Consider the following 18,586-nt stretch of genomic DNA (forward strand, 5'->3'; position numbering starts at 1 on the left):
TTCAATTCAACGTCGCGCCTGCCTTGATGGTCAGGGGCGACTGACGCAAGAGATTGATCTATACTGGCTGCCGTAGATAACGCTAGAAAAAGCTGTACAAAAAAGTCGTAGTCATTACAAATGGAACGGCTCGCTGGATCGATCCCTAACTCTCGCTCCGAGGGAGGGAAGCTAGGCAAGGCAAAGGTTCACCGGCAATTGCAATGGCCAGAGTTTGCTACTCATGTCTGGTTGCCACTTGGAATAGCCCCCTTTTCTGCCGCCAAAAACAATTGGGCCCGCCAAAAGCAGGCGATAGATTTGCTATCAAAGTCCAGGCCAAAACGGGCCATTTCCGTTAGTTCAGCAGGCGAAAACTCCACGACGGCGATGTCTTCATCCTCGTCCTTGGCCGGTGGAGCATCCAGCACTTCCAGATCCCGCGCCAGGTAGGCGTACATGATCTCGCTGGAATAGCCGGGGCACAGATAAAATTGGCCGAGGGGATCCCAGCGGTGGGCGCGCAGGCCGGTTTCTTCTTCCAGCTCGCGGCGAATGGTTTCATCCGGATGTTCTCCCGGCTCGACGGTGCCGGCAGGAAATTCGTAAAGGTAGGCGGCGACGGCAAAGCGATACTGGCGAATGCAGACGAACTTGCCTTCGGCAGTCACCGGCACGGCCACGACGCCGCCGGGGTGGATGAGGTACTCCCGCTCCCCTTCTGTGCCGTTGGGAAAGCGCAAACGCTGGCTGACAAAAGTGTACTTGTGGCCGTGGAAGCGCAGGCGCTCGCGAAGGATCTGCGATGGGGTGTGCATGGCCAAGGTTCCCGAGAGAAAAGCCCCCCTCAGCTTAATGGTTGCCCGCCTTAGGGTAAAGTCGAGAGGCAAACCGCAGGAAGTGCAGGCCATGATCTCCCCTTCCCTGAAGGAGTTTCTCGCCCTCAGCCAACAGGGCAATTTCATCCCGGTGTACCAGGAATGGGTGGCGGACTTGGAAACGCCCGTCTCCGCCTGGTACCGGGTCTGTGCCGGGCGGCCCTACAACTTTTTGTTGGAATCGGTGGAGGGAGGGGAGCAGGTGGCCCGCTACAGCTTCCTCGGCTGCGATCCCCTGTGGGTGCTAGAGGTGCGCGGGGATCAGGCCTTGCAAATCCACCGCGACGGGCATCGAGAGCAGCACCATGGGGATCCCTTTGCCATTTTGGCCCGCTGCCTGCAGCCCTATGAGCCGGTGCACCTGCCGGAGTTGCCCAGCAGCATTGGCGGGCTGTTCGGCTACTGGGGCTATGAGCTGATTCGCTGGATTGAGCCCAAGGTGCCCATCCATCCCCCGCAGCCAGGGGATCCGCCCGACGCCATCCTAATGCAGGTGGACAGCATCCTGATCTTCGACCAGGTGAAGCGCAAGATCTGGGTGGTGGCCTTTGCCGACACGCGCCAGCAGCCGGCGGAGCAGGCCTACGCCCAAGCTTGCCAGCGGGTGGAAACGCTGCTGCAACAGCTCAGCGCTCCCCTGTCGCTATCCCACTTCAGCCTCGACTGGAAGCCCCACCTGCCCGATGCCATTCCCCCCAGCACCCTCAGCCGCGCCGCCTACTGCCAGGCGGTGGAGCAGGCCAAAGCCTACATCCGCGCCGGCGAGATCTTTCAGGTGGTGCTCTCGCAGCGCTTGACCAGCCGCTTTGACGGGGATCCCTTTCGCCTCTACCGCTCCCTGCGGCTGATTAACCCCTCCCCCTACATGGCATTTTTGCAGTTTGGGGATCTGTGCCTGATTGGCTCCAGCCCAGAGGTGATGGTCAAGCTCAGCCGGGTGGGGGAAGAGCGCATCGCCACCGTGCGTCCCATCGCCGGCACCCGCCCCCGCGGCACTACCCCCGCCGAAGACCGCCAGTTGGAGCAAGAGCTCTTGGCGGATCCCAAGGAGCGGGCGGAGCACGTCATGCTGGTGGACTTGGCCCGCAACGACCTGGGAAGGGTCTGCCGCCTGGGATCCGTGCAGGTGGACGACCTGATGCAGATTGAGCGCTACAGCCACGTGATGCACATCGTCAGCAACGTGGTAGGGCAGTTGGATCCCCGCTACAGCGCCTGGGATCTGCTGCGGGCCACCTTTCCTGCCGGCACCGTTACCGGCGCCCCCAAAATTCGCGCCATGCAGATTATCCACGAGCTGGAAGGGTGCCGCCGCGGCCCCTACGCCGGTGCCTACGGCTACTATGACTTCTCCGGCCAACTGAACACCGCCATCACCATCCGCACCCTGCTGGTTCAACGGGGCCAGGTGAGCGTCCAAGCCGGGGCGGGCATCGTGGCCGACTCGGATCCAGAGCGGGAATATCAAGAATGTTTGAACAAGGCGCGGGGCATGCTGATGGCAGTGGCCAGTCTGCAAAAGGGGTAAAGGTTCGTGTTAGCCGAGGTGCGCTTTAGCCATACAGGACAGCAGCCGGATCCGGAGACCGTAGAGCAGGCGTTTCACCTGTTTTCCACCGAGGGCTACCTGGTGCTGCCGGAGATCTTCCCCACGGCGCTCATCGACAAGCTGCACAGCAGCTTTCTGGCCACCTACAGCCGCTACTGCACCCACGAGAACCACACCGACGCCCTGTTGGTGGGCAATCGACGAGTGATGGTGACGGTGCGCCTGGAGGGGCCCTTCAACGATCCCCTGCTCTATGCCCACCCCTTAGTCCTGCCTATTTTGCAGCGAATCTTGGGATCAAGCCTGATCCTGAGCGGGATGGGGGTGGTAGTTTCTCTCCCGGGATCCGCCGACCAACAGGTTCACCGGGATCTCTCCCACCTCTTCGGCGACGCAATTCTGGATGCCATCATCCCCTGCTATGCCCTCAATCTTCTCATTCCGCTGGTGGATGTCAACGAAGAGAACGGCATAACCCGTCTCTGGCCCGGCAGCCATGCCGTTTTCGAGGCCCACTACACCGAGCTGGCCCGGCAGATGCCCTTTGTCGATCCGCCGCTGGCCAAGGGATCCTGCCTGCTGTTCGATTACCGCTTGATCCACCTAGGCCGGGCCAATCGTTCTACCGCTCCCCGGCCCCTCCTTTACAACACCTACAGCCGACCTTGGTTCCGGGATCCCGTCAACTACACCCGGCAGCCCCCCTTGGTGATCCCGGCAGCCGAGAAAGAGCGGATCCCGGCCCAGCACCAATCCCTATTCGTGGCAGCGCAGATTGTCTAGAGGAAAGTTTTGAGGAACGGGGGAAGATGCCTCAGAATGGGGGTGGGTATCCCCGTTGTTGAAGTTTGATTGCGCACCCCACTATGAGCGAAAGCACCTCTCAAGAGCCATCTTTGGCGCCAGCGGCAGACGCAATGGCCCCTGCTGCGGATCCCAGCGCAGAAACCGCGCCGGCTCCTGAAACCGACCAAGGATCCGCCAGCCGGCGTGTCCGTCAACTTTTGGGCATGAAAGGGGCAGAGGTGGAGTCTCGCTCCGTTTGGCAAGTCCACCTGCAACTGATGAAGCCCGTCACCTGGATCCCGCTGGTGTGGGGCCTGATTCCGGGGGCGGCCTCTTCTGGCCATTTCACCTGGACTTGGGAGAACGTGGCCCTCATCCTGGTGGGCATGATCCTGGCCGGCCCCCTGATGACCGGCTACACCCAGACTCTGAACGAGTACTACGACCGCGACATCGACGCCATCAACGAGCCTTACCGCCCCATCCCTTCCGGGGCCATCTCCCTGCAGCGGGTGGTTATCCAGATCTGGGTGCTGCTGATCTTGGGGCTGGGGTTGGCCTATGCCCTGGACTGGTACACCGGCCACGACTTCCCGGTGATCACCTGCATTGCCCTGGCGGGAGCCCTAATTGCCTACATCTACTCGGCGCCGCCCCTGAAACTAAAGCGCAATGGCTGGCTGGGCAACTACGCCCTGGGCGCCAGCTACATTGCTTTGCCCTGGTGGACAGGCCACGCCCTGTTTGGCCAGCTCAACTGGACAGTCTGCATCCTAACTCTAATCTACAGCTTGGCCGGCCTGGGGATTGCCGTGGTCAACGATTTCAAAAGCATCGAGGGAGATAGACAATTTGGACTCGCCTCTTTGCCGGTGATGTTTGGCGCTGTGGGGGCGGCCTGGATCGCGGCGCTGATGATTGATCTATTTCAGTTCGGCATGGCCTCGTTTTTGCTGGGAGCCGGCCTAAAACTCTATGCGGCGATTTTGGTGCTGCTCATTATCCCCCAGATCACCTTCCAAGACATGTACCTGCTGCGGGATCCCCTCAACAACGACGTGAAATACCAGGCCAGCGCTCAGCCTTTTCTGGTGTTGGGGATGTTGGTGGTGGGTCTGGCGCTGGGGCGTTCCGGGCTGTGGTAGTCGAGCCGAAGGCCAAGTGCCCATCCTGGCAAGCGAGGTGACGGCTTCCGCCCTGGGTTATCCTCCCTACCTGGGCCAAGATCAAGTTAGGGATCCCTCCAAGGTAGCCGATGGATCCCAAAGAGTGGAATGGCCCTGGGCCAAAGGAGAGGTTCGATGAAACTGTTTTTTCCCCGCCCACTGGGGCTAAGCCTGGCTTTGCTCTTGGGGGCTGTCGCTCCTGTACAAGCTCAGCGGATCGTCATTGATGGCCGCGGGATCGTTGTCGAACCCAGCACCGGTGGCTCGGTTATCCTCAACCCCGACCAGCCGCTCTTGGCTCCGTTCCCGCCCGGGGGAGTTCCTTTTTCCATCGATGCCGAGGGCCAAGTGGTCTCTGCCCCTGGCTACCGCTGCAGCGCCGCCACTGCTGCCGACAACTCCCCCATCATCTGCCGCTCCCAGTTCAATTCCAACGACGTGGTGGTCTACGAGCGGGATGGCCGCTCCAACACCTTCTTCGTCAATACCGACAACACCGGGATCCGGCCCAGCGGCAGCGGCCTGCGGATTCTGCCCAACTCCGAGCCGGTGCAGCCTTCCGGCAGCGGCCTGCGCATCATCCTCAACTAAAGAGGGGAAGCGGCTCTTGTCTAGGCGGATCCCGCCCGTCTTGCTTCTAGTTCCTGCAGGATCTGCCGGTGGCGCTGCCGGGTGATGGGGTAGAGCCACACCAGCAGGATGCCGCCGATTAAAACCACCGCCGGCAAGGGGCCAATGGCAAGGCGGATGGCCAACAGGGCCGATTCCGGCTGGGTGGGCGGCGGCCCCCCGGCCACCGAAGGGATAAAGCCAGACCACTCCAGAACTTGCCCTAGGAAAAACAGCCCCAGTCCTAGGCCTACCTTTTGCAGGAACACCATCAAGGCACAAAAGATCCCTTCCCGCCGCTCCCCAGTTTGCAGCTCATCCAGGTCGATGACATCCGGCAACATCGACCAGGGGCCGAGATAGGCCGTGGCCGAAACCCCCACCCCCGCCAACAGCGCCAGGGCAATCATGAGCCGCTCCTGGCCGGGCTGTAGGAAAAACAGGCCGGCTTGCGAGATCAGCCAAAACCCCGCCCCAATCAGGTACATGGCGCGCTTGCCCAGGTGGGCGCTCAGTCGCGTCCAGGCAAACAGGGTCAGCACCGCAACGCTCTGAACCGCCAACACCACCAGCGAGATCCACACCTCCGGCAACTGCATCCAGAAAACGATGAAATAGGGAATGATCGTGGCCGTAAACTGAAACGCCAGCCAAGAACACAGGTAGATGCCGCTGACAAATAGATAGGGGCGGTTGCTGAAGGCCACCCGCAGTTGCTGCAGTAGGGGCAGCGGATCCCGCCAGGATTGATACCGTTCTCGCACCCCCCAAAAGCAGAGCAGCAGGGGCACAGCCGAGATCCCCCCAAAACAAGCTCCCGCCAGCAGATGGCCGGCAGCCCGATCCGGCAGCAGGTTAACCAAAAGCGGAAAGCTGACTACCGCAACCATGCTGCCCCCCACCGAGAAGGCAAAGCGGAACTGGTTGAGCTGGGTGCGCTCGTCGTAGTCTTGGGTCAGCTCCGCTGTCAGAGAGGCATAGGGAATGTTGGCGGCAGAGTAGAAGGTGTTAAACAGCAGCGACACCGCCAGGTAATAGGCAAACAAAAGCCCAGTTCGACCGGGAAAAGGGATCCACCACTGCGCCGCAAAGGTCAGGGCAAAGGGAAGAGCCGAAAACAGCAGCCAGGGGCGGCGACGACCCCAACGGCTGCGGGTGCGGTCGCTGAGGATGCCGATGAGGGGATCGTTGAGGGCATCCCAAAAGCGGGTGATGGCGTAGATGCTGCCGGCCAGGCCCGCCGCCATGCCGACGGTATTGGTGAGAAAGGGCAGCAGGAAAAAGATGAGGATATTGGCCGTCATGCCCGTGCCCAGATCCCCCACCCCATAGGCCAGCTTCGTCCACAGGCTGAGTCGTTGTCCGGTCATCATGCCCCCCCAGGATCCCAGTGTACGGAGTAGGTGGCGATCTTTGGGGATCCCTGCAAAGAATGGCCTCTCCAGACCCGCTGAGGGGGTGCTTTGAGGTAAAAATGGATGTTTCGGATACCTGCGGAGATGACCATTGGCTGCTGGTGCAAAAGGTCGGGGCGGAGAGGGTGTCCAGTGCAAAAGGTGCGTCTCTTGGTTGGGCGGTAGCTCTGAGGCTAGGCTATTTCCATCTCAGGGAAGCAAATCGATGCCTTGCCCCAGAATTCACAAGCTGTGCGTGGAGGAAGGTTGAGGTGAACCGGAGACTGACCTGCTATTTCCCTGTGTTGCTATTGACCCTATCTCTGGGGGGATCCCCTGTCTGGGCGGGAGAGTACTTCACCGAGGAAGTGACCAGTCCCAGCCTGGAGATCATCCACGGCTGGCGACAGGAGGTGTACGGCATTGGCGTCACCATCACCAACACCAGCCTGGGATCCTTCCGCGTGCCCCTGGAGATCGATATGGAGGATCGGGCTAGCTGTGAGCGGGCCGACTTGGTGCTGACGAACAATCGCATTATGCCGATGGGATCCTTTCAAGACTGCATTCTCAACATCTTTCCCTACCTGGATAAGTTCATCAACCAAGAGGTCGCCAGCATTCGAGTCACCCTCAAAGGGCCGGCCCCCCTGCTGGAAATTCCGGTAGAGGAGTCGGATCGGCTGATTTTGGCCCAGGTAGCCAACCAATCGCGGGAAGCCTTTGTTTTTTTCCAGCAAGAGTTGGCCCGCGTTTTGGAGCTCCTCAAGCAGAACGAGACGGCCCCACCGATGGCCAGCCCAACGCCGACCGCCGCCACATCTGCGCCCAACCCGGGAGATTTCGTGATCGTGGGATCCATTCGAGAAGAACGGGTAGGGGCCGGCAGCCGCCTGAGCGTGGAGGCGATCAACCGCAGCACCCGCACCGTTCTCAACGCCCGCGCTCGTTTCACCTTCTATCAGGGAGAAGCAGTCATCGATACGCGGGTGGCCGCGTTTGAGCCCAGCGATGTGCCCGCCGGACAACGGGCCTCTGCCAGTGTGCTGAAAACGGAAGCCAATTGGGATCGCGTTACCGTCACCTTCCAGTGGCAGTAGGGATCCTCAGGGAGCTAAAGCGTTGCCGCGGATCAGGCTGCCCAGGGTTTTGACCGTGATCTTGAACTGCACCCAAGGGTTCATGGGCACCACCGTCTTGTAGAGGTAGCTGTCAAAGGTTAGCCGCTGCACATCCCGGTCGGCGCACATCTCCACAAAGGCTTCGCGAGTGGCGTTGGAACGGTAGAACACCCGTTGTAGAATATCCAAAACCTTGTAGGTCAGGCCGTATTGGCGATCCCAGCGCTTGAGATACAGCTTGAGCTCCTCCTCGCTGGGGACGCGCTTCCCGCCGTTCGAGGTCTCGACGATGGTCTCGGCACACATGCGGCCCGACTTGGCGGCAAAATAGATCCCTTCGCCGCTGGATTTGGTTACATAGCCTGCCGCATCTCCCACCAAAGCCGCACGGCCCACCACGCGGCGCGGACGCGGATGCTCCGGGATCGGATGGGCCTCTACCTTAATCACCTGCCCCCCCCGAATCCGCTCGGCAGCGCGGGCACGGATCCCAGCTTGCAACTTTTGGATGTTGGCCTGGTTGGCCTTCATGGTGCCGGTGCCTACGGCTACATGGTTGGACTTGGGGAAGACCCAGGCATAGAAGTCTGGAGAAACATCGTCCCCCACGTACATCTCTGCCCGCTCTTCGTAGTAGGCCATTTTGTCGTCCGGGAGCCGAATCCGCTCCTGAAAGGCCAGGGCATAGTTGTAGTCGCCAGCACCAATGGCTTCCGCCACCTTGGAGTGGAACCCATCCGCCCCGATCACCACATCCACCGCCAAAGAACGCGGTCTCCCTTGCCTCGAGCCGTCGGAGAAATCGTTGTAGTGGAGGATGTAGGGATCCCGGTTATTTTGGGGAATTTCCAGATGCATCACTTTGCCGTTGATCAGCTCCGCCCCTTTTTGATGGGCACGGTTGCGCAAGAAGGCATCCAAGATCTCGCGGCGGCACATGCCGATGTATTCGTTTTCGTTGTCGAGGACGATATCCACCTCATAGTTGGAAGGGGAGATCATCTTCATCTTGCGCACTTTGCGGTCAATGATCTCCTCAGGGAGGTTGAATTCGGAGACCATACAGAGGGGAATGGCCCCCCCGCAGGGCTTGGCGTTGTCCAGCTTCCGCTCCAACAAAAAGGTTTCAATTCCGGCTTGGGCCAAAACTTCGGCGGCAGAGGCTCCGGCTGGGCCACCTCCCACAACAGCAACTCTCAGGCTCAAGGCGCTCTCCTCGATGCAAATGCGACTGGCTCATCAGACAGCAGGCATCCTACCACAGCTCCTCAGCAGCGTTGCAAACCTTGACAAAGTATTGCGGGCCGGCACAAGACTTCTCAACTGTCCACCCGATAGATGCCAAAGCCTGCCACGGGCCGTGGCTCTACAGAAGGCCCCGTCGCATTTGATCCCAGAGATTAAGATAGGACTCGGCCTCGGCTGAGCTCAAGGGGCGCCAGATCTCTGCGCGTTGCCAAGTGGAGATTTGAAAGTCGGCTCGGCGTTGCAGGCGGGGGGCCAGTTGCGCCAAATCCAGCGGCACAACCGAAGCGATCCCGCTCAGATTCACCAGGCGGGGGGCAAACTCAGGATTCAAGACAAAGTCAATCCAGTTGGCCAGCAGGGATCCAGCATCTGTCTGGGTTGATTCTGGGTCGGCAGGGTTTTTGAGGTGAGGTCGCACCCAGACATCCCACCAGATGGCGGAGCCAGACGCCGGGATCACCACTTCCAGCTCCGGGTAGTTGGCTTGGGTGGCATAGAGATCCTGCGACCAGCCCACGGCCACCCAGCTATCGGCCAGGCGCAAGATGGGCAGGTAGTCGGCGGAAGTATAGGCCAAAACCTGGCGGTGCAGGGATCCCAGCTCTTGCCGGAGTTCGACATCCTCAGGGTCGAGGGGATCGTTGTAGGAGCGGCCCATCTTTTTGAGGACAAGCCCGATCACCTCCCGCGGGTGATCCGGCAGGGTGATCTTGCCGGTCAGCTCAGGCCGCCACAGATCTTCCCAGTCCCGAATCGGCTTGCCCACCCGATCGCGGCGGTAGGCGATGGCCGTTACCCCCCAGCGCCAAGGCACACCCCAGATCTGTCCTTCCCGGCGCGCAGCGGCTTGCCAGCGGGGATCCAAATTGGACCATCGTTCCCCCAAAAGCTCAGGCGGCAAGGGATCCAGCCATCCGGCAGCCACGGCCCGATCCAAAGCGTCGGCCCCCAACAGGCTTAGAGCTGCCACCGGCCGCCGAACCCGCCAGGCCGAACCAGGCGGCTGGACGCTCTGCCGCAGATAGGCCAGCAGTTGGGCCCGCTCATCCACCAGTTGCAGCCGAAAGCGGGCCTGAGTGCGGCGGCGAAACTCGTTCACCAGGCTGGCGGGGATCCCTTGCTTGAGCGCCACAATCAGAGGCAGGTGCCCACCACACCCTGTCACCATCAGCCCCAGCAGGATCCCCTGCAGCAGCTCACGTCGGCTCAGTCTCACGACAATAGCGCTCCACCAGAATCAGAGCCACCAGATCATCGTACGCCTTGGCCGGCATCCGCATCCCCTTGGGCAACAGTCGCTCCCATCCTCGCGGCGGGTAAAAATCCCAGTAGCGCCGCCGGGCCTCTTCCGAGCTGTGGCGCTCGTCCACCAGGACGATCTGCGGCGGGGGGATGAGTGATTCCAGTTGGTGTTTCCAGGCCTGGGCCGTCGTCTGGTTGCCCAGGATCACCCGCTCCGCTCCAAACTGCTGCCAGAGGCTCTGCAACCTGGCCGGCGCCTCCCCTGCCAAGACCACTTCCCGATGCAAGACCTGCCACACCGGCCGGACTTGCACAACGGCAAGGCCACATTTGTCCCGCCCCGGGTCAAAACCGATCAGCACCCGCCCCTCTTCCAGCCTTACCGGACGGAGTGAGTCCATCATCCCTCAGGGGGCCCCGCTTGTGAAACTCCAGAAGAGCTGGGTTGGTCGGCCATCAGAAAACTCACCCGCAACGGCCCCGCCGTGTAAATGTCTGTGTCGGCAACCAGCTTTACATCCATAGGGGTGGTGCTTTGACGGAGGCGCTGCACCACTTCCAAAAACTTCACCTGCGAGAATTCCCCAACGGTGCCGGTGATGGGATCGGAGAGGAGCCCCTCCTCTTGCGAGCGCTGATTGGCCTGGTTCAGCAGTCGCAGCAGTTGCTGCTGGATTTGATTTTCGCTCAAACCCGGCTGGATCACCCCCTGGGCCAGCACGGATCCCTTGGCGAAAATCCGCTGGTTGGGGTAGATCTGTACCAGCACAGGCACAGGCTCGCCCTTGAGCCGATTGGAGAGCGAGAGAATGCGCACCGCCCAGCTACCGGGTTCTTGTAGCTTTTCCAAGGCTTGATCGGCATCCTCGCGGCGGATCAAGATCGCGTTTTCCAGAGGGGGCATGGGCTGGGATCCGAGGGCGAGGGCCCGTCGCTCGGCCTGAGCCAACAGTCGCTCAAACTGTTGCCGGATCACCTCCGGTTTGGCCCCTTCCGGCGACTCGACAACCCCCGTCGCCAAGACTTCTCCGGCCAGGATGGCCAACTCTCCCCGCCGCAACCGCACCGCCAACTGGTTGAGCTGCTCGATCTCCTGCTCAAGCTGTTTTTTTTGGCTCTCCAGTTGGGCCAGAGCTGCCTGGGCCGTATCCAACGAGCGCTCTAACTGATCCCGATCCAGTTGCAGGGCTTGTTTTTGCGACTGCAGCGTGGCAATGACCTGCCGGGCCGACTCCACCTCTGCCTTCACCGCCTCCAACTCGGCCTGGGCTCGAGCCAGGCTGGGCTGCACCTGGGCCAGTTGCTCATTGGCTGCCGCCAGCTTGGCCTCTGCCTCTTGCCGCTCCTGCAGCGCCAAGGTCAGTTGATCCCGGACTTCGCTCAGGCGGGTCTGGGCTGCCGATTGCTGGCTGCGAAACTGGTCGAGATCCAGCTTGAGGCGGTCTCGCTCAACCCTGAGAGCGGCATTTTCGGCTTCCAGCAGGGCCTTTTGGCGGTTGAGGGCCCGCAGCTCCTGCTCCGCCTGGGCAATTTGGTTGGTGTAGCTGAACAGGGCCTCCGACAGGGAGCGGTTGAGGAGCAGCAGTGTGCCCAAGGTCAGCGCCGAGATGCTCACCCCGGTAATCACGGCTACCAAAACCGCCGTGTGGCGGGGGCGCAGGTTAAACCAGGTGAGGCGCTTTTTGCCAATCCGATAGCCGACCCGATCCCCAACCACGGCAATCAGGCCACTGACAAACAACATGTAGAGGATCAGCAGTACGCCTTGCATAGCCTGGGATCCCTGCCATGGAAATCTTAGCAAGGTTGCCCTGAGAACTTTGCAGGTGATTGCGGAGCTGGGAGTAGGATTTCGACGTCTGATGCCAGGGGCTCTAATCAGCGTAGAGGAGCCGCTCCACCGCCGCCACAATATCTGCCGGCTGCACGATCGTGGCTGCCTCCAGCGTGCCGTTGTAGGGGGTGGGAATGTCCTGGGAGGCCAACCGCACCACCGGCGCGTCCAGCTCGTCAAACAATTCTTCCATGATGCGGGCGGTCAGCTCCGCCCCAATGCCGCCTGTTTTCATGTCTTCTTCAACGATGACCACCCGGTGGGTTTTGCGCACCGAAGCAGCAATGGTCTCCATATCCAGAGGTTTGAGGGAAATCAAATCGATCACCTCGGGATCGATCTCCTGTAACACCAAAGTATCCACAGCCTTGAGCACGTGGTGGCGCATGCGCGAGTAGGTGAGCAGGGTAACGTCCGACCCGGATCGGACAATTTCGGCTTTATCCAGAGGCAAAAGATACTCTTCCTCCGGCAGATCTTCTTTTAAGTTGTACAGGAGCACATGCTCGAAAAAGAGAACGGGGTTGTCGTCGCGGATGGCCGACTTGAGCAAACCCTTGGCATTGTAAGGGGTTGAACAGGCCACGATCTTGAGGCCGGGCACCGCTTGAAAGTAAGCCTCCAGCCGCTGCGAGTGCTCGGCTCCCAACTGGCGGCCCACCCCGCCCGGCCCGCGGATGACCAGTGGGATCTTAAAGTTGCCGCCGGAAGTGTAGCGCAGCATGCCGGCGTTGTTGGCGATTTGGTTGAAGGCCAGGAGCAAAAAACCCATGTTCATCCCTTCCACCACCGGGCGCAAGCCGGTCATGGCTGCCCCGATGGCCAGGCCGGTGAAGCTGTTCTCGCAAATGGGGGTATCCAGCAGGCGCATCTCCCCATACTTGCGATACAGGTCTTTGGTGACTTTGTAGGAGCCGCCGTAATGGCCGACATCCTCTCCCAGCACGAATACATTGGAATCGCGGGCCATTTCTTCGTCGAGGGCGGCACGCAAGGCGTTGTAAAGAAAGGTCTCAGCCATAGGGGTCAAGTGAAGGGCTAAACTCCCATTAAACCATTTTGCCGGCAGGGATCCGCCCACCGATAGGCTCATTGCAAACCCGATTGAGACACTTCCGCGACTCCTTTGTCCAGGGGAGGAGTTAGGGATCCACGTGATGCTTTTTCACATTTTTTCCACAACCGCAAGGGCACTTTATAGTGGAGGATCCCGTCTCCATCCCGCAAAGGATTGTAACCGCCATGTCTCACTTCACCACTCTGCAAGTGCAAATCAAGGACGCCGAGCTCTTGGAAGAGACCCTAAAGGAACTGGGCTACGCCGTGCAGCGGGATGCCAGCTTGCGCGGCTACCTGTGGAATCGCACCCGCGCCGACTTGGTGATCCGTCAGCAAAATGGCTTCGACATCGGCTTTCGCCGCAACGGGGATCACTACGAGCTGGTGACCGATCTGTGGGGAGCAGGTATCGATCCCCAGACCTTCTTGGAGCCGATTTTGCAGCGCTACGCCCACAAAAGCTTGCTGCGCTCGGCCCGGGAACAGGGCTATGCCATTGAGGCCGAAGAAGTGTTGGAGGATGGCACCATCCGCGTCGTGGTGGGACGTTGGGTATAGCCGGGCCTATGATCGGCAACTCCCAGCTCTCCGGTGGCACCCGGCCACGACTTTGGGATCTGGTGTTGGGGGGTCAAACGGCGACCGCCCCGGCCCAGGCTTTGGTGTTGGGAGGCATCGAGGGGGCGCGGCGGCGCCTTGCCCACAGCGACGAGGCGGTGCGTCTGGCCACCTTGCCCCAGTTGCTGCAGTACGGGTCGGCGGGCCTGGCCGAGCTGATTGCGGCCCTGGCCGGCAACAGCTCTTGGGCGGTGCGCCTGGCGGCTTGGCGCTTGTTGTCGCAGCTAGGGCAGCCGGAGGCGGAGCGGGCCTGTCGCGCCTACAGCCCCTTTCGCCCGGTGGGGGGAGCGCAAGGGGTGATCGTGGCCTATCGGCGCGGCGAGCGGGACTTCACCTACGCCGACTTGGAGGGAGTGGATCTGCAAGAGGCGCGGCTGGGGGGTGCTAACTTCCACGAAGCCAATTTGAGAAAGGCCAACCTGCGCTTTTGCAACTTCAACGGCGCCCAACTGCAGCAAGCGGATCTGCGCCAGGCCAATTTGCAAGGGGCCAAGCTGAGCGGAGCCGACTTACAGGGGGCCGATCTGGAGGGAGCCGACTTGAGAGGGGCCAAAGTCAGCGGCACCAGCCTGCGGGGATCCCGGCTTTCCCAAGAGACCCACCTGGAGGAGCGGCTGCGCCACATCTGGCAGTTGCAGAACTGGGGGGGAGAGGGGCAGGATCTCTGTGGTCAAGACCTGAGCAAGGCCGACTTGAGGGGGCTGGTGCTGCGCCAGATCCGGCTGCGGGGGGCCGACCTGAAGCGCGTCGATCTGCGCGGATCTGACCTGGAAGGAGCAGACTTGCGGGGGGCCAACCTGCAGCGGGCGGATCTGCGGGAGGCCAACTTGCAAAATGCCGACCTGGAAGGAGCCGATCTCAGCGGCGCCGAGCTGCGCCAGGCCCAGTTCCAGGGGGCCAACCTGCGCCGGGCCGATGTCAGCCGCGCCAACCTCGCCCAGGCCAACCTGCAAGGCGCCCAGATCGAGGGCCTCAAGCACAGCGGATCCCAGATTGTCGGCCTCATCTTCCCCGACGGCACCCCCCTCAAGCCCTGGTGGTGGTAACAAGATACCTGCCGCTTGAGCAAGACTAACCCAACGCCGGATGATGCCAACTTTTGCTCAACGCTTCCTCGCTGCTGGGTAATCTCCATGGCCTTATTCAACAATAGGTTTGTCACATCGATCCCTAACTCCCCTCTCCCTCAGGGAGAGGGGTTGGGGGTGAGGGTTGGGAGAGGGGTTGGGGGTGAGGGGTGCCCCTCAGGGAGAGTATCTAATGGTCATGGGCAAAATGCTGCAGCTCTACCTAGGCCCGCCCTTGTCAACCCTCACCCCATCTCCCAAATCCAAAGGAATCCCAAGATCCCCAAGCCCACGCCCCAACCTGGCCCACCATGGGAGTAGAGATACCTAGGGGGTACGGCTATGGTTTTGGCAGAACAGCTCTCGACAAAACCGCTGACCGACGACGAACTGCGCAAAATGGACGCCTACTGGCGGGCCGCCAACTACCTGTCGGTGGGGCAGATTTACCTGATGGACAACCCGCTGCTGCGGGAACCCCTCAAGCTAGAGCATGTGAAGCCGCGCCTGCTGGGGCACTGGGGCACCACACCGGGGCTGAATTTTATCTACGTGCATCTCAACCGCATCATCAAGCGGGAAAACCTCAACATCCTCTACATCACCGGCCCCGGCCATGGCGGCCCCGCTCTGGTGGCCAACACGTACCTGGAGGGCACCTACAGCGAGGTGTACCCCAACATCAGCCAAGACGCCGAGGGCATGCGCAAGCTCTTCAAGCAGTTCTCCTTCCCCGGCGGCGTACCCAGCCACGTGGCCCCGGAAACCCCCGGCTCCATCCATGAGGGGGGAGAGCTGGGCTATGCTCTAGCCCACGCCTTTGGGGCGGCCTTCGACAACCCCGATCTGCTGGTGGCCTGTGTAGTCGGGGATGGAGAAGCCGAGACCGGCCCCCTGGCCGCCTCTTGGCACTCCAACAAATTCCTCAACCCCATCCACGACGGGGCGGTGCTGCCGATTCTGCACCTCAACGGCTACAAGATCGCCAACCCGACGATCCTGGCCCGCCTCAGCCGTGAAGAGCTGCAAAGCCTGTTTGTGGGCTATGGCTACAAGCCCTACTTTGTCGAAGGCTCCGAGCCAGCCCAGATGCACCAGTTGATGGCCGCCACTTTGGACACGGTGATCCACGAGATTCAAGAAATCCAGCAGCACGCCCGCAGCAAAGGGGATCCTACCCGTCCGCAGTGGCCGATGATCATCCTGCGCACCCCCAAAGGCTGGACGGGCCCCAAAGAGGTGGACGGCAAAAAAGTAGAGGATTTCTGGCGCTCCCACCAGGTGCCACTGGCGGATCTGGCCAAGAACCCGGAGCACCTCAAGCTCCTGGAAGAGTGGATGCGCAGCTACAAGCCAGAAGAGCTCTTCGACGAAAACGGCCGTTTGCGGCCCGAGCTGCAAGAGCTGGCCCCCAAAGGGGAAAAACGCATGGGTGCCCTGCCCCACGCCAACGGCGGCCTGCTGACGCGGGAGCTGAAAATGCCGGACTTCCGCAACTACGCCGTAGACGTCCCGCGCCCTGGCACCACGGAGGCCGAGGCCACCAAGGTGCTGGGACAGTTTTTGCGAGATGTAATGAAGCTCAACCCCCACAACTTCCGCCTCTTCGGCCCCGACGAAACTGCATCCAACCGTCTGAACGCCGTGTTTGAGGCCAGCGACCGCACCTGGGTGGCCCCTATCTACGACTACGACGAGCACCTCTCCCCCGATGGGCGGGTGATGGAGATCTTGAGCGAGCACGTCTGTCAGGGCTGGCTGGAGGGCTACCTGTTGACAGGCCGCCACGGCTTCTTCTCCTGCTACGAAGCCTTCATCCACCTGGTGGACTCGATGTTTAACCAGCACGCCAAGTGGCTGAAAACCACCCGGCACATCCCTTGGCGGCGGCCCATCCCCTCCCTCAACTACCTGCTCACCTCCCACGTGTGGCGGCAGGATCACAACGGCTTCAGCCACCAGGATCCCGGCTTTTTGGATCACGTGGTCAACAAAAAGGCCGAAATCATCCGCGTCTATCTGCCCCCGGATGCCAACACCCTGCTCTCGGTGGCCGACCACTGCCTGCGCAGCCGCCACTACGTCAACGTGATCGTGGCAGGGAAACAGCCGGCCCTGCAGTATCTGGACATGGATGCCGCCATCAAGCACTGCACCCAGGGCCTGGGGATCTGGGAGTGGGCCAGCAACGACCAGGGCTCCGAGCCGGATGTGGTGATGGCCTGCTGCGGCGATGTGCCGACGATGGAAACCCTAGCGGCGGCGGACTTTTTGCGGCAGCACCTGCCGGACATCAAGATCCGGGTGGTGAACGTGGTGAACCTGATGAAGTTGCAGCCGCCCAGCGAACACCCCCACGGCCTCAGCGATGTGGATTACGTCAGTATCTTCACGCCCGATAAGCCCATCGTGTTTGCCTTCCACGGCTACCCCTGGCTGATCCACCGCCTCACCTACCGCCGTCCCAACCACCACAACCTGCACGTGCGCGGCTACAAGGAGGAAGGCACCACCACCACCCCCTTTGACATGTGCGTCCTCAACGAGGTGGATCGCTTCAGCTTGGCGGATGACGTGTTAGACCGGGTGGAGCGCTTCAAATACGAGCGGGCCCACATCAAGCAGATCATTCAGGATAAGCTCGTCGAGCACAAGCAGTACATCCGCGAACATGGGGAGGATCTGCCGGAGGTGCGCAACTGGAAGTGGCCCTACTAGGCGCCCACCGGCCCTTCAACTCTGAGCTTCCGGCAGGATAGAGTTTTCTTGGGCTCCCCTGCCGGAGTTTTTTGAGCGGTTGTGGCGTGTTGGAGGTTGAAGGTGTGAGGGGTTCAGAAAGGACGGATGCGGATACGCTTCCCGATCTGGAAGAGGCGGACTGGGGTGGGATGGCGCTCTCCCTGACTCTGGGCTTGGCCCTCTCGGCCCTGGTGATCGGGATCCGGCCCCAGGTGATCGTCCCCTTTGGATTGAGCGTGTTGGCTTCGGCCTTGCTGGGATCCCTGCTCCTCCCTGCCTTGCGGCGCTGGAAGGCAGGGCAGGTCATCCGCCAAGAGGGGCCCCCGTCCCACCATAAGAAAGCAGGCACGCCGACGATGGGTGGGATCAGCTTTTTGCCTGTGGGGCTGCTGGTGGCCGGGAGCTGGAGCGGCTGGGATCCCCAGTGGCTGGCGGTGGCGCTGCTGGCGCTGGCCTATGGCTTGGTCGGCTGGCTGGACGATTGGCTGGTCATCCGGCAGCGCTCCAACAAGGGGTTGCCCCCCAAAGCGAAGCTTTTGCTCCAGGTGGGGATCGGGCTGGTTTTTTGCGGCTACCTGGCCTGGCAAGGGATCCCTACCGTTCTAACCCTGCCGGGAATAGGCACCCTCTCCCTGGGCTGGCTGTTCTGGCCGCTGGCTTTGTTTGTGTTGGTGGGAACCAACAACGCCGTCAACCTTGCCGACGGCATGGACGGCTTGGCGGCAGGGGTGGTGGCCCTTGTCCTGGCGGGGCTTGGGTTGACAGCAGCGGATTCGGAGTTGGCAGGGCTGGCCTTTGCTCTCAGCGGCGCCTGTCTGGGCTTTCTGGTGCACAACCACCACCGGGCGCGGCTATTTATGGGCGATACCGGCTCCCTGGGCTTGGGGGGCGCTCTGGCAGGGCTGGCGCTGTTGGGGGATCAGCTCTGGGCCCTGGCCTGGATGGGCGCAGTGCTGGTGGCAGAAGCCCTGTCGGTGATCCTGCAGGTGGGCTACTTCCAGTACACCAAACGCAAAACCGGACAAGGCAAACGGCTGCTGCGCATGTCGCCCTTGCACCACCATCTGGAGCTGGGCGGCTGGTCAGAGGTGCAGGTGGTGGGATGCCTCTACGGCATCACGGCGGTGCTGGTGGGTCTGGGCTGGTGGCACTGGGCAATGTAAGTTGGCGAGCTTGGGTCTGCTCAGGGAAGGGATCCAGCCGCGATCCCTTCTGTTGTGAGAAAAACGCAAAGATTACTGACCGATGTTTGTTGCCTGTCAAATTTCTAACTGAATCTTTTACATTCACCGCCGCA

General features: G+C 61.3%; 16 protein-coding genes. 9 read left to right on the plus strand and 7 right to left on the minus strand.

Translation table 11 applies throughout. The features are described from left to right. Nucleotides 1-221: 221 nt before the first annotated feature. Nucleotides 222-797: an NUDIX hydrolase gene (locus NW826_RS01490; protein ID WP_414333529.1), complete on the minus strand. Its 576-nt coding sequence runs from the start codon at nt 795-797 to the stop codon at nt 222-224. Between the two features lie 91 nt (nt 798-888). On the opposite strand from NW826_RS01490, the gene trpE reads away from it, so the two are divergent. From trpE to NW826_RS01510, 4 genes are all read left to right on the plus strand, one after another. Beyond that, nucleotides 889-2,385: an anthranilate synthase component I gene (trpE, locus tag NW826_RS01495; protein ID WP_414509257.1), complete on the plus strand. Its 1,497-nt coding sequence runs from the start codon at nt 889-891 to the stop codon at nt 2,383-2,385. Nucleotides 2,386-2,391: 6 nt separating this feature from the next. Continuing rightward, nucleotides 2,392-3,189 carry a phytanoyl-CoA dioxygenase family protein gene (locus tag NW826_RS01500; protein WP_414509258.1) on the plus strand — a complete coding sequence of 266 codons (798 nt, stop codon included), beginning with the start codon at nt 2,392-2,394 and terminating at the stop codon, nt 3,187-3,189. 134 nt (nt 3,190-3,323) lie between these two features. After that, the gene (gene chlG, locus NW826_RS01505) at nt 3,324-4,337 is read left to right on the plus strand and encodes a chlorophyll synthase ChlG (protein ID WP_414333525.1); all 1,014 of its coding nucleotides are present in this window, start codon (nt 3,324-3,326) and stop codon (nt 4,335-4,337) included. A 156-nt stretch (nt 4,338-4,493) separates the two neighbouring features. After that, entirely contained in the window at nt 4,494-4,949 is a 456-nt protein-coding gene (locus tag NW826_RS01510) for a hypothetical protein (protein WP_414333524.1), read from the plus strand. A gap of 20 nt (nt 4,950-4,969) precedes the next feature. On the opposite strand, the gene NW826_RS01515 is transcribed toward NW826_RS01510, so the two are convergent. Continuing rightward, nucleotides 4,970-6,337, minus strand: coding sequence for an MFS transporter (locus NW826_RS01515; protein ID WP_414509259.1), 1,368 nt, complete (start codon nt 6,335-6,337; stop codon nt 4,970-4,972). A 296-nt stretch (nt 6,338-6,633) separates the two neighbouring features. Here NW826_RS01515 and NW826_RS01520 point away from each other — a divergent pair, with 296 nt between their 5' ends. After that, on the plus strand, nt 6,634-7,461 hold the full coding sequence (locus tag NW826_RS01520) for a hypothetical protein (RefSeq protein WP_414333520.1): 828 nt from the start codon (nt 6,634-6,636) through the stop codon (nt 7,459-7,461). A 6-nt stretch (nt 7,462-7,467) separates the two neighbouring features. On the opposite strand, the gene chlP is transcribed toward NW826_RS01520, so the two are convergent. The 5 genes from chlP to NW826_RS01545 form a co-directional block, all read right to left on the minus strand. Then, nucleotides 7,468-8,688: a geranylgeranyl reductase gene (gene chlP / locus NW826_RS01525; RefSeq protein WP_414333518.1), complete on the minus strand. Its 1,221-nt coding sequence runs from the start codon at nt 8,686-8,688 to the stop codon at nt 7,468-7,470. Between the two features lie 160 nt (nt 8,689-8,848). Further along, nucleotides 8,849-9,946: an extracellular solute-binding protein gene (locus NW826_RS01530; RefSeq protein ID WP_414333517.1), complete on the minus strand. Its 1,098-nt coding sequence runs from the start codon at nt 9,944-9,946 to the stop codon at nt 8,849-8,851. After that, nucleotides 9,927-10,376, minus strand: coding sequence for a resolvase (locus NW826_RS01535; protein WP_414333515.1), 450 nt, complete (start codon nt 10,374-10,376; stop codon nt 9,927-9,929). The genes NW826_RS01530 and NW826_RS01535 overlap by 20 nt, the downstream gene beginning before the upstream one ends. Beyond that, nucleotides 10,373-11,743: a DUF3084 domain-containing protein gene (locus NW826_RS01540; RefSeq protein ID WP_414333513.1), complete on the minus strand. Its 1,371-nt coding sequence runs from the start codon at nt 11,741-11,743 to the stop codon at nt 10,373-10,375. The genes NW826_RS01535 and NW826_RS01540 overlap by 4 nt, the downstream gene beginning before the upstream one ends. 103 nt (nt 11,744-11,846) lie before the next feature. Further along, the gene (locus NW826_RS01545; RefSeq protein ID WP_414333511.1) at nt 11,847-12,827 is read right to left on the minus strand and encodes an alpha-ketoacid dehydrogenase subunit beta; all 981 of its coding nucleotides are present in this window, start codon (nt 12,825-12,827) and stop codon (nt 11,847-11,849) included. A 221-nt stretch (nt 12,828-13,048) separates the two neighbouring features. Between NW826_RS01545 and NW826_RS01550 the strand changes: the two genes are divergently transcribed. From NW826_RS01550 to mraY, 4 genes are all read left to right on the plus strand, one after another. Further along, entirely contained in the window at nt 13,049-13,423 is a 375-nt protein-coding gene (locus tag NW826_RS01550; protein ID WP_414333509.1) for a DUF1257 domain-containing protein, read from the plus strand. A gap of 8 nt (nt 13,424-13,431) precedes the next feature. After that, nucleotides 13,432-14,529, plus strand: a complete 1,098-nt coding sequence (locus NW826_RS01555) for a pentapeptide repeat-containing protein (RefSeq protein WP_414509260.1) — start codon at nt 13,432-13,434, stop codon at nt 14,527-14,529. A gap of 363 nt (nt 14,530-14,892) precedes the next feature. Then, complete coding sequence (locus NW826_RS01560; protein WP_414509261.1) at nt 14,893-17,268, plus strand: phosphoketolase; 2,376 nt, start codon at nt 14,893-14,895, stop codon at nt 17,266-17,268. A gap of 170 nt (nt 17,269-17,438) precedes the next feature. Next, nucleotides 17,439-18,452, plus strand: a complete 1,014-nt coding sequence (gene mraY, locus NW826_RS01565) for a phospho-N-acetylmuramoyl-pentapeptide-transferase (RefSeq protein ID WP_414333544.1) — start codon at nt 17,439-17,441, stop codon at nt 18,450-18,452. Nucleotides 18,453-18,586 lie beyond the last annotated feature (134 nt).

It is taken from the genome of Synechococcus sp. OH20, assembly GCF_047502685.1.
Lineage (GTDB): Bacteria > Cyanobacteriota > Cyanobacteriia > Thermostichales > Thermostichaceae > Thermostichus.

Bases quoted from the DNA above. Each gene is read 5' to 3' on its own strand.
- NW826_RS01510 (WP_414333524.1), top strand. From the start codon at position 4,494: ATGAAACTGTTTTTTCCCCGCCCACTGGGGCTAAGCCTGGCTTTGCTC.
- NW826_RS01535 (WP_414333515.1), bottom strand. From the start codon at position 10,376: ATGATGGACTCACTCCGTCCGGTAAGGCTGGAAGAGGGGCGGGTGCTG.
- chlG (WP_414333525.1), top strand. From the start codon at position 3,324: ATGGCCCCTGCTGCGGATCCCAGCGCAGAAACCGCGCCGGCTCCTGAA.
- trpE (WP_414509257.1), top strand. From the start codon at position 889: ATGATCTCCCCTTCCCTGAAGGAGTTTCTCGCCCTCAGCCAACAGGGC.
- NW826_RS01515 (WP_414509259.1), bottom strand. From the start codon at position 6,337: ATGACCGGACAACGACTCAGCCTGTGGACGAAGCTGGCCTATGGGGTG.
- mraY (WP_414333544.1), top strand. From the start codon at position 17,439: ATGGCGCTCTCCCTGACTCTGGGCTTGGCCCTCTCGGCCCTGGTGATC.
- NW826_RS01540 (WP_414333513.1), bottom strand. From the start codon at position 11,743: ATGCAAGGCGTACTGCTGATCCTCTACATGTTGTTTGTCAGTGGCCTG.
- NW826_RS01490 (WP_414333529.1), bottom strand. From the start codon at position 797: ATGCACACCCCATCGCAGATCCTTCGCGAGCGCCTGCGCTTCCACGGC.
- NW826_RS01545 (WP_414333511.1), bottom strand. From the start codon at position 12,827: ATGGCTGAGACCTTTCTTTACAACGCCTTGCGTGCCGCCCTCGACGAA.
- NW826_RS01555 (WP_414509260.1), top strand. From the start codon at position 13,432: ATGATCGGCAACTCCCAGCTCTCCGGTGGCACCCGGCCACGACTTTGG.
- NW826_RS01560 (WP_414509261.1), top strand. From the start codon at position 14,893: ATGGTTTTGGCAGAACAGCTCTCGACAAAACCGCTGACCGACGACGAA.
- NW826_RS01550 (WP_414333509.1), top strand. From the start codon at position 13,049: ATGTCTCACTTCACCACTCTGCAAGTGCAAATCAAGGACGCCGAGCTC.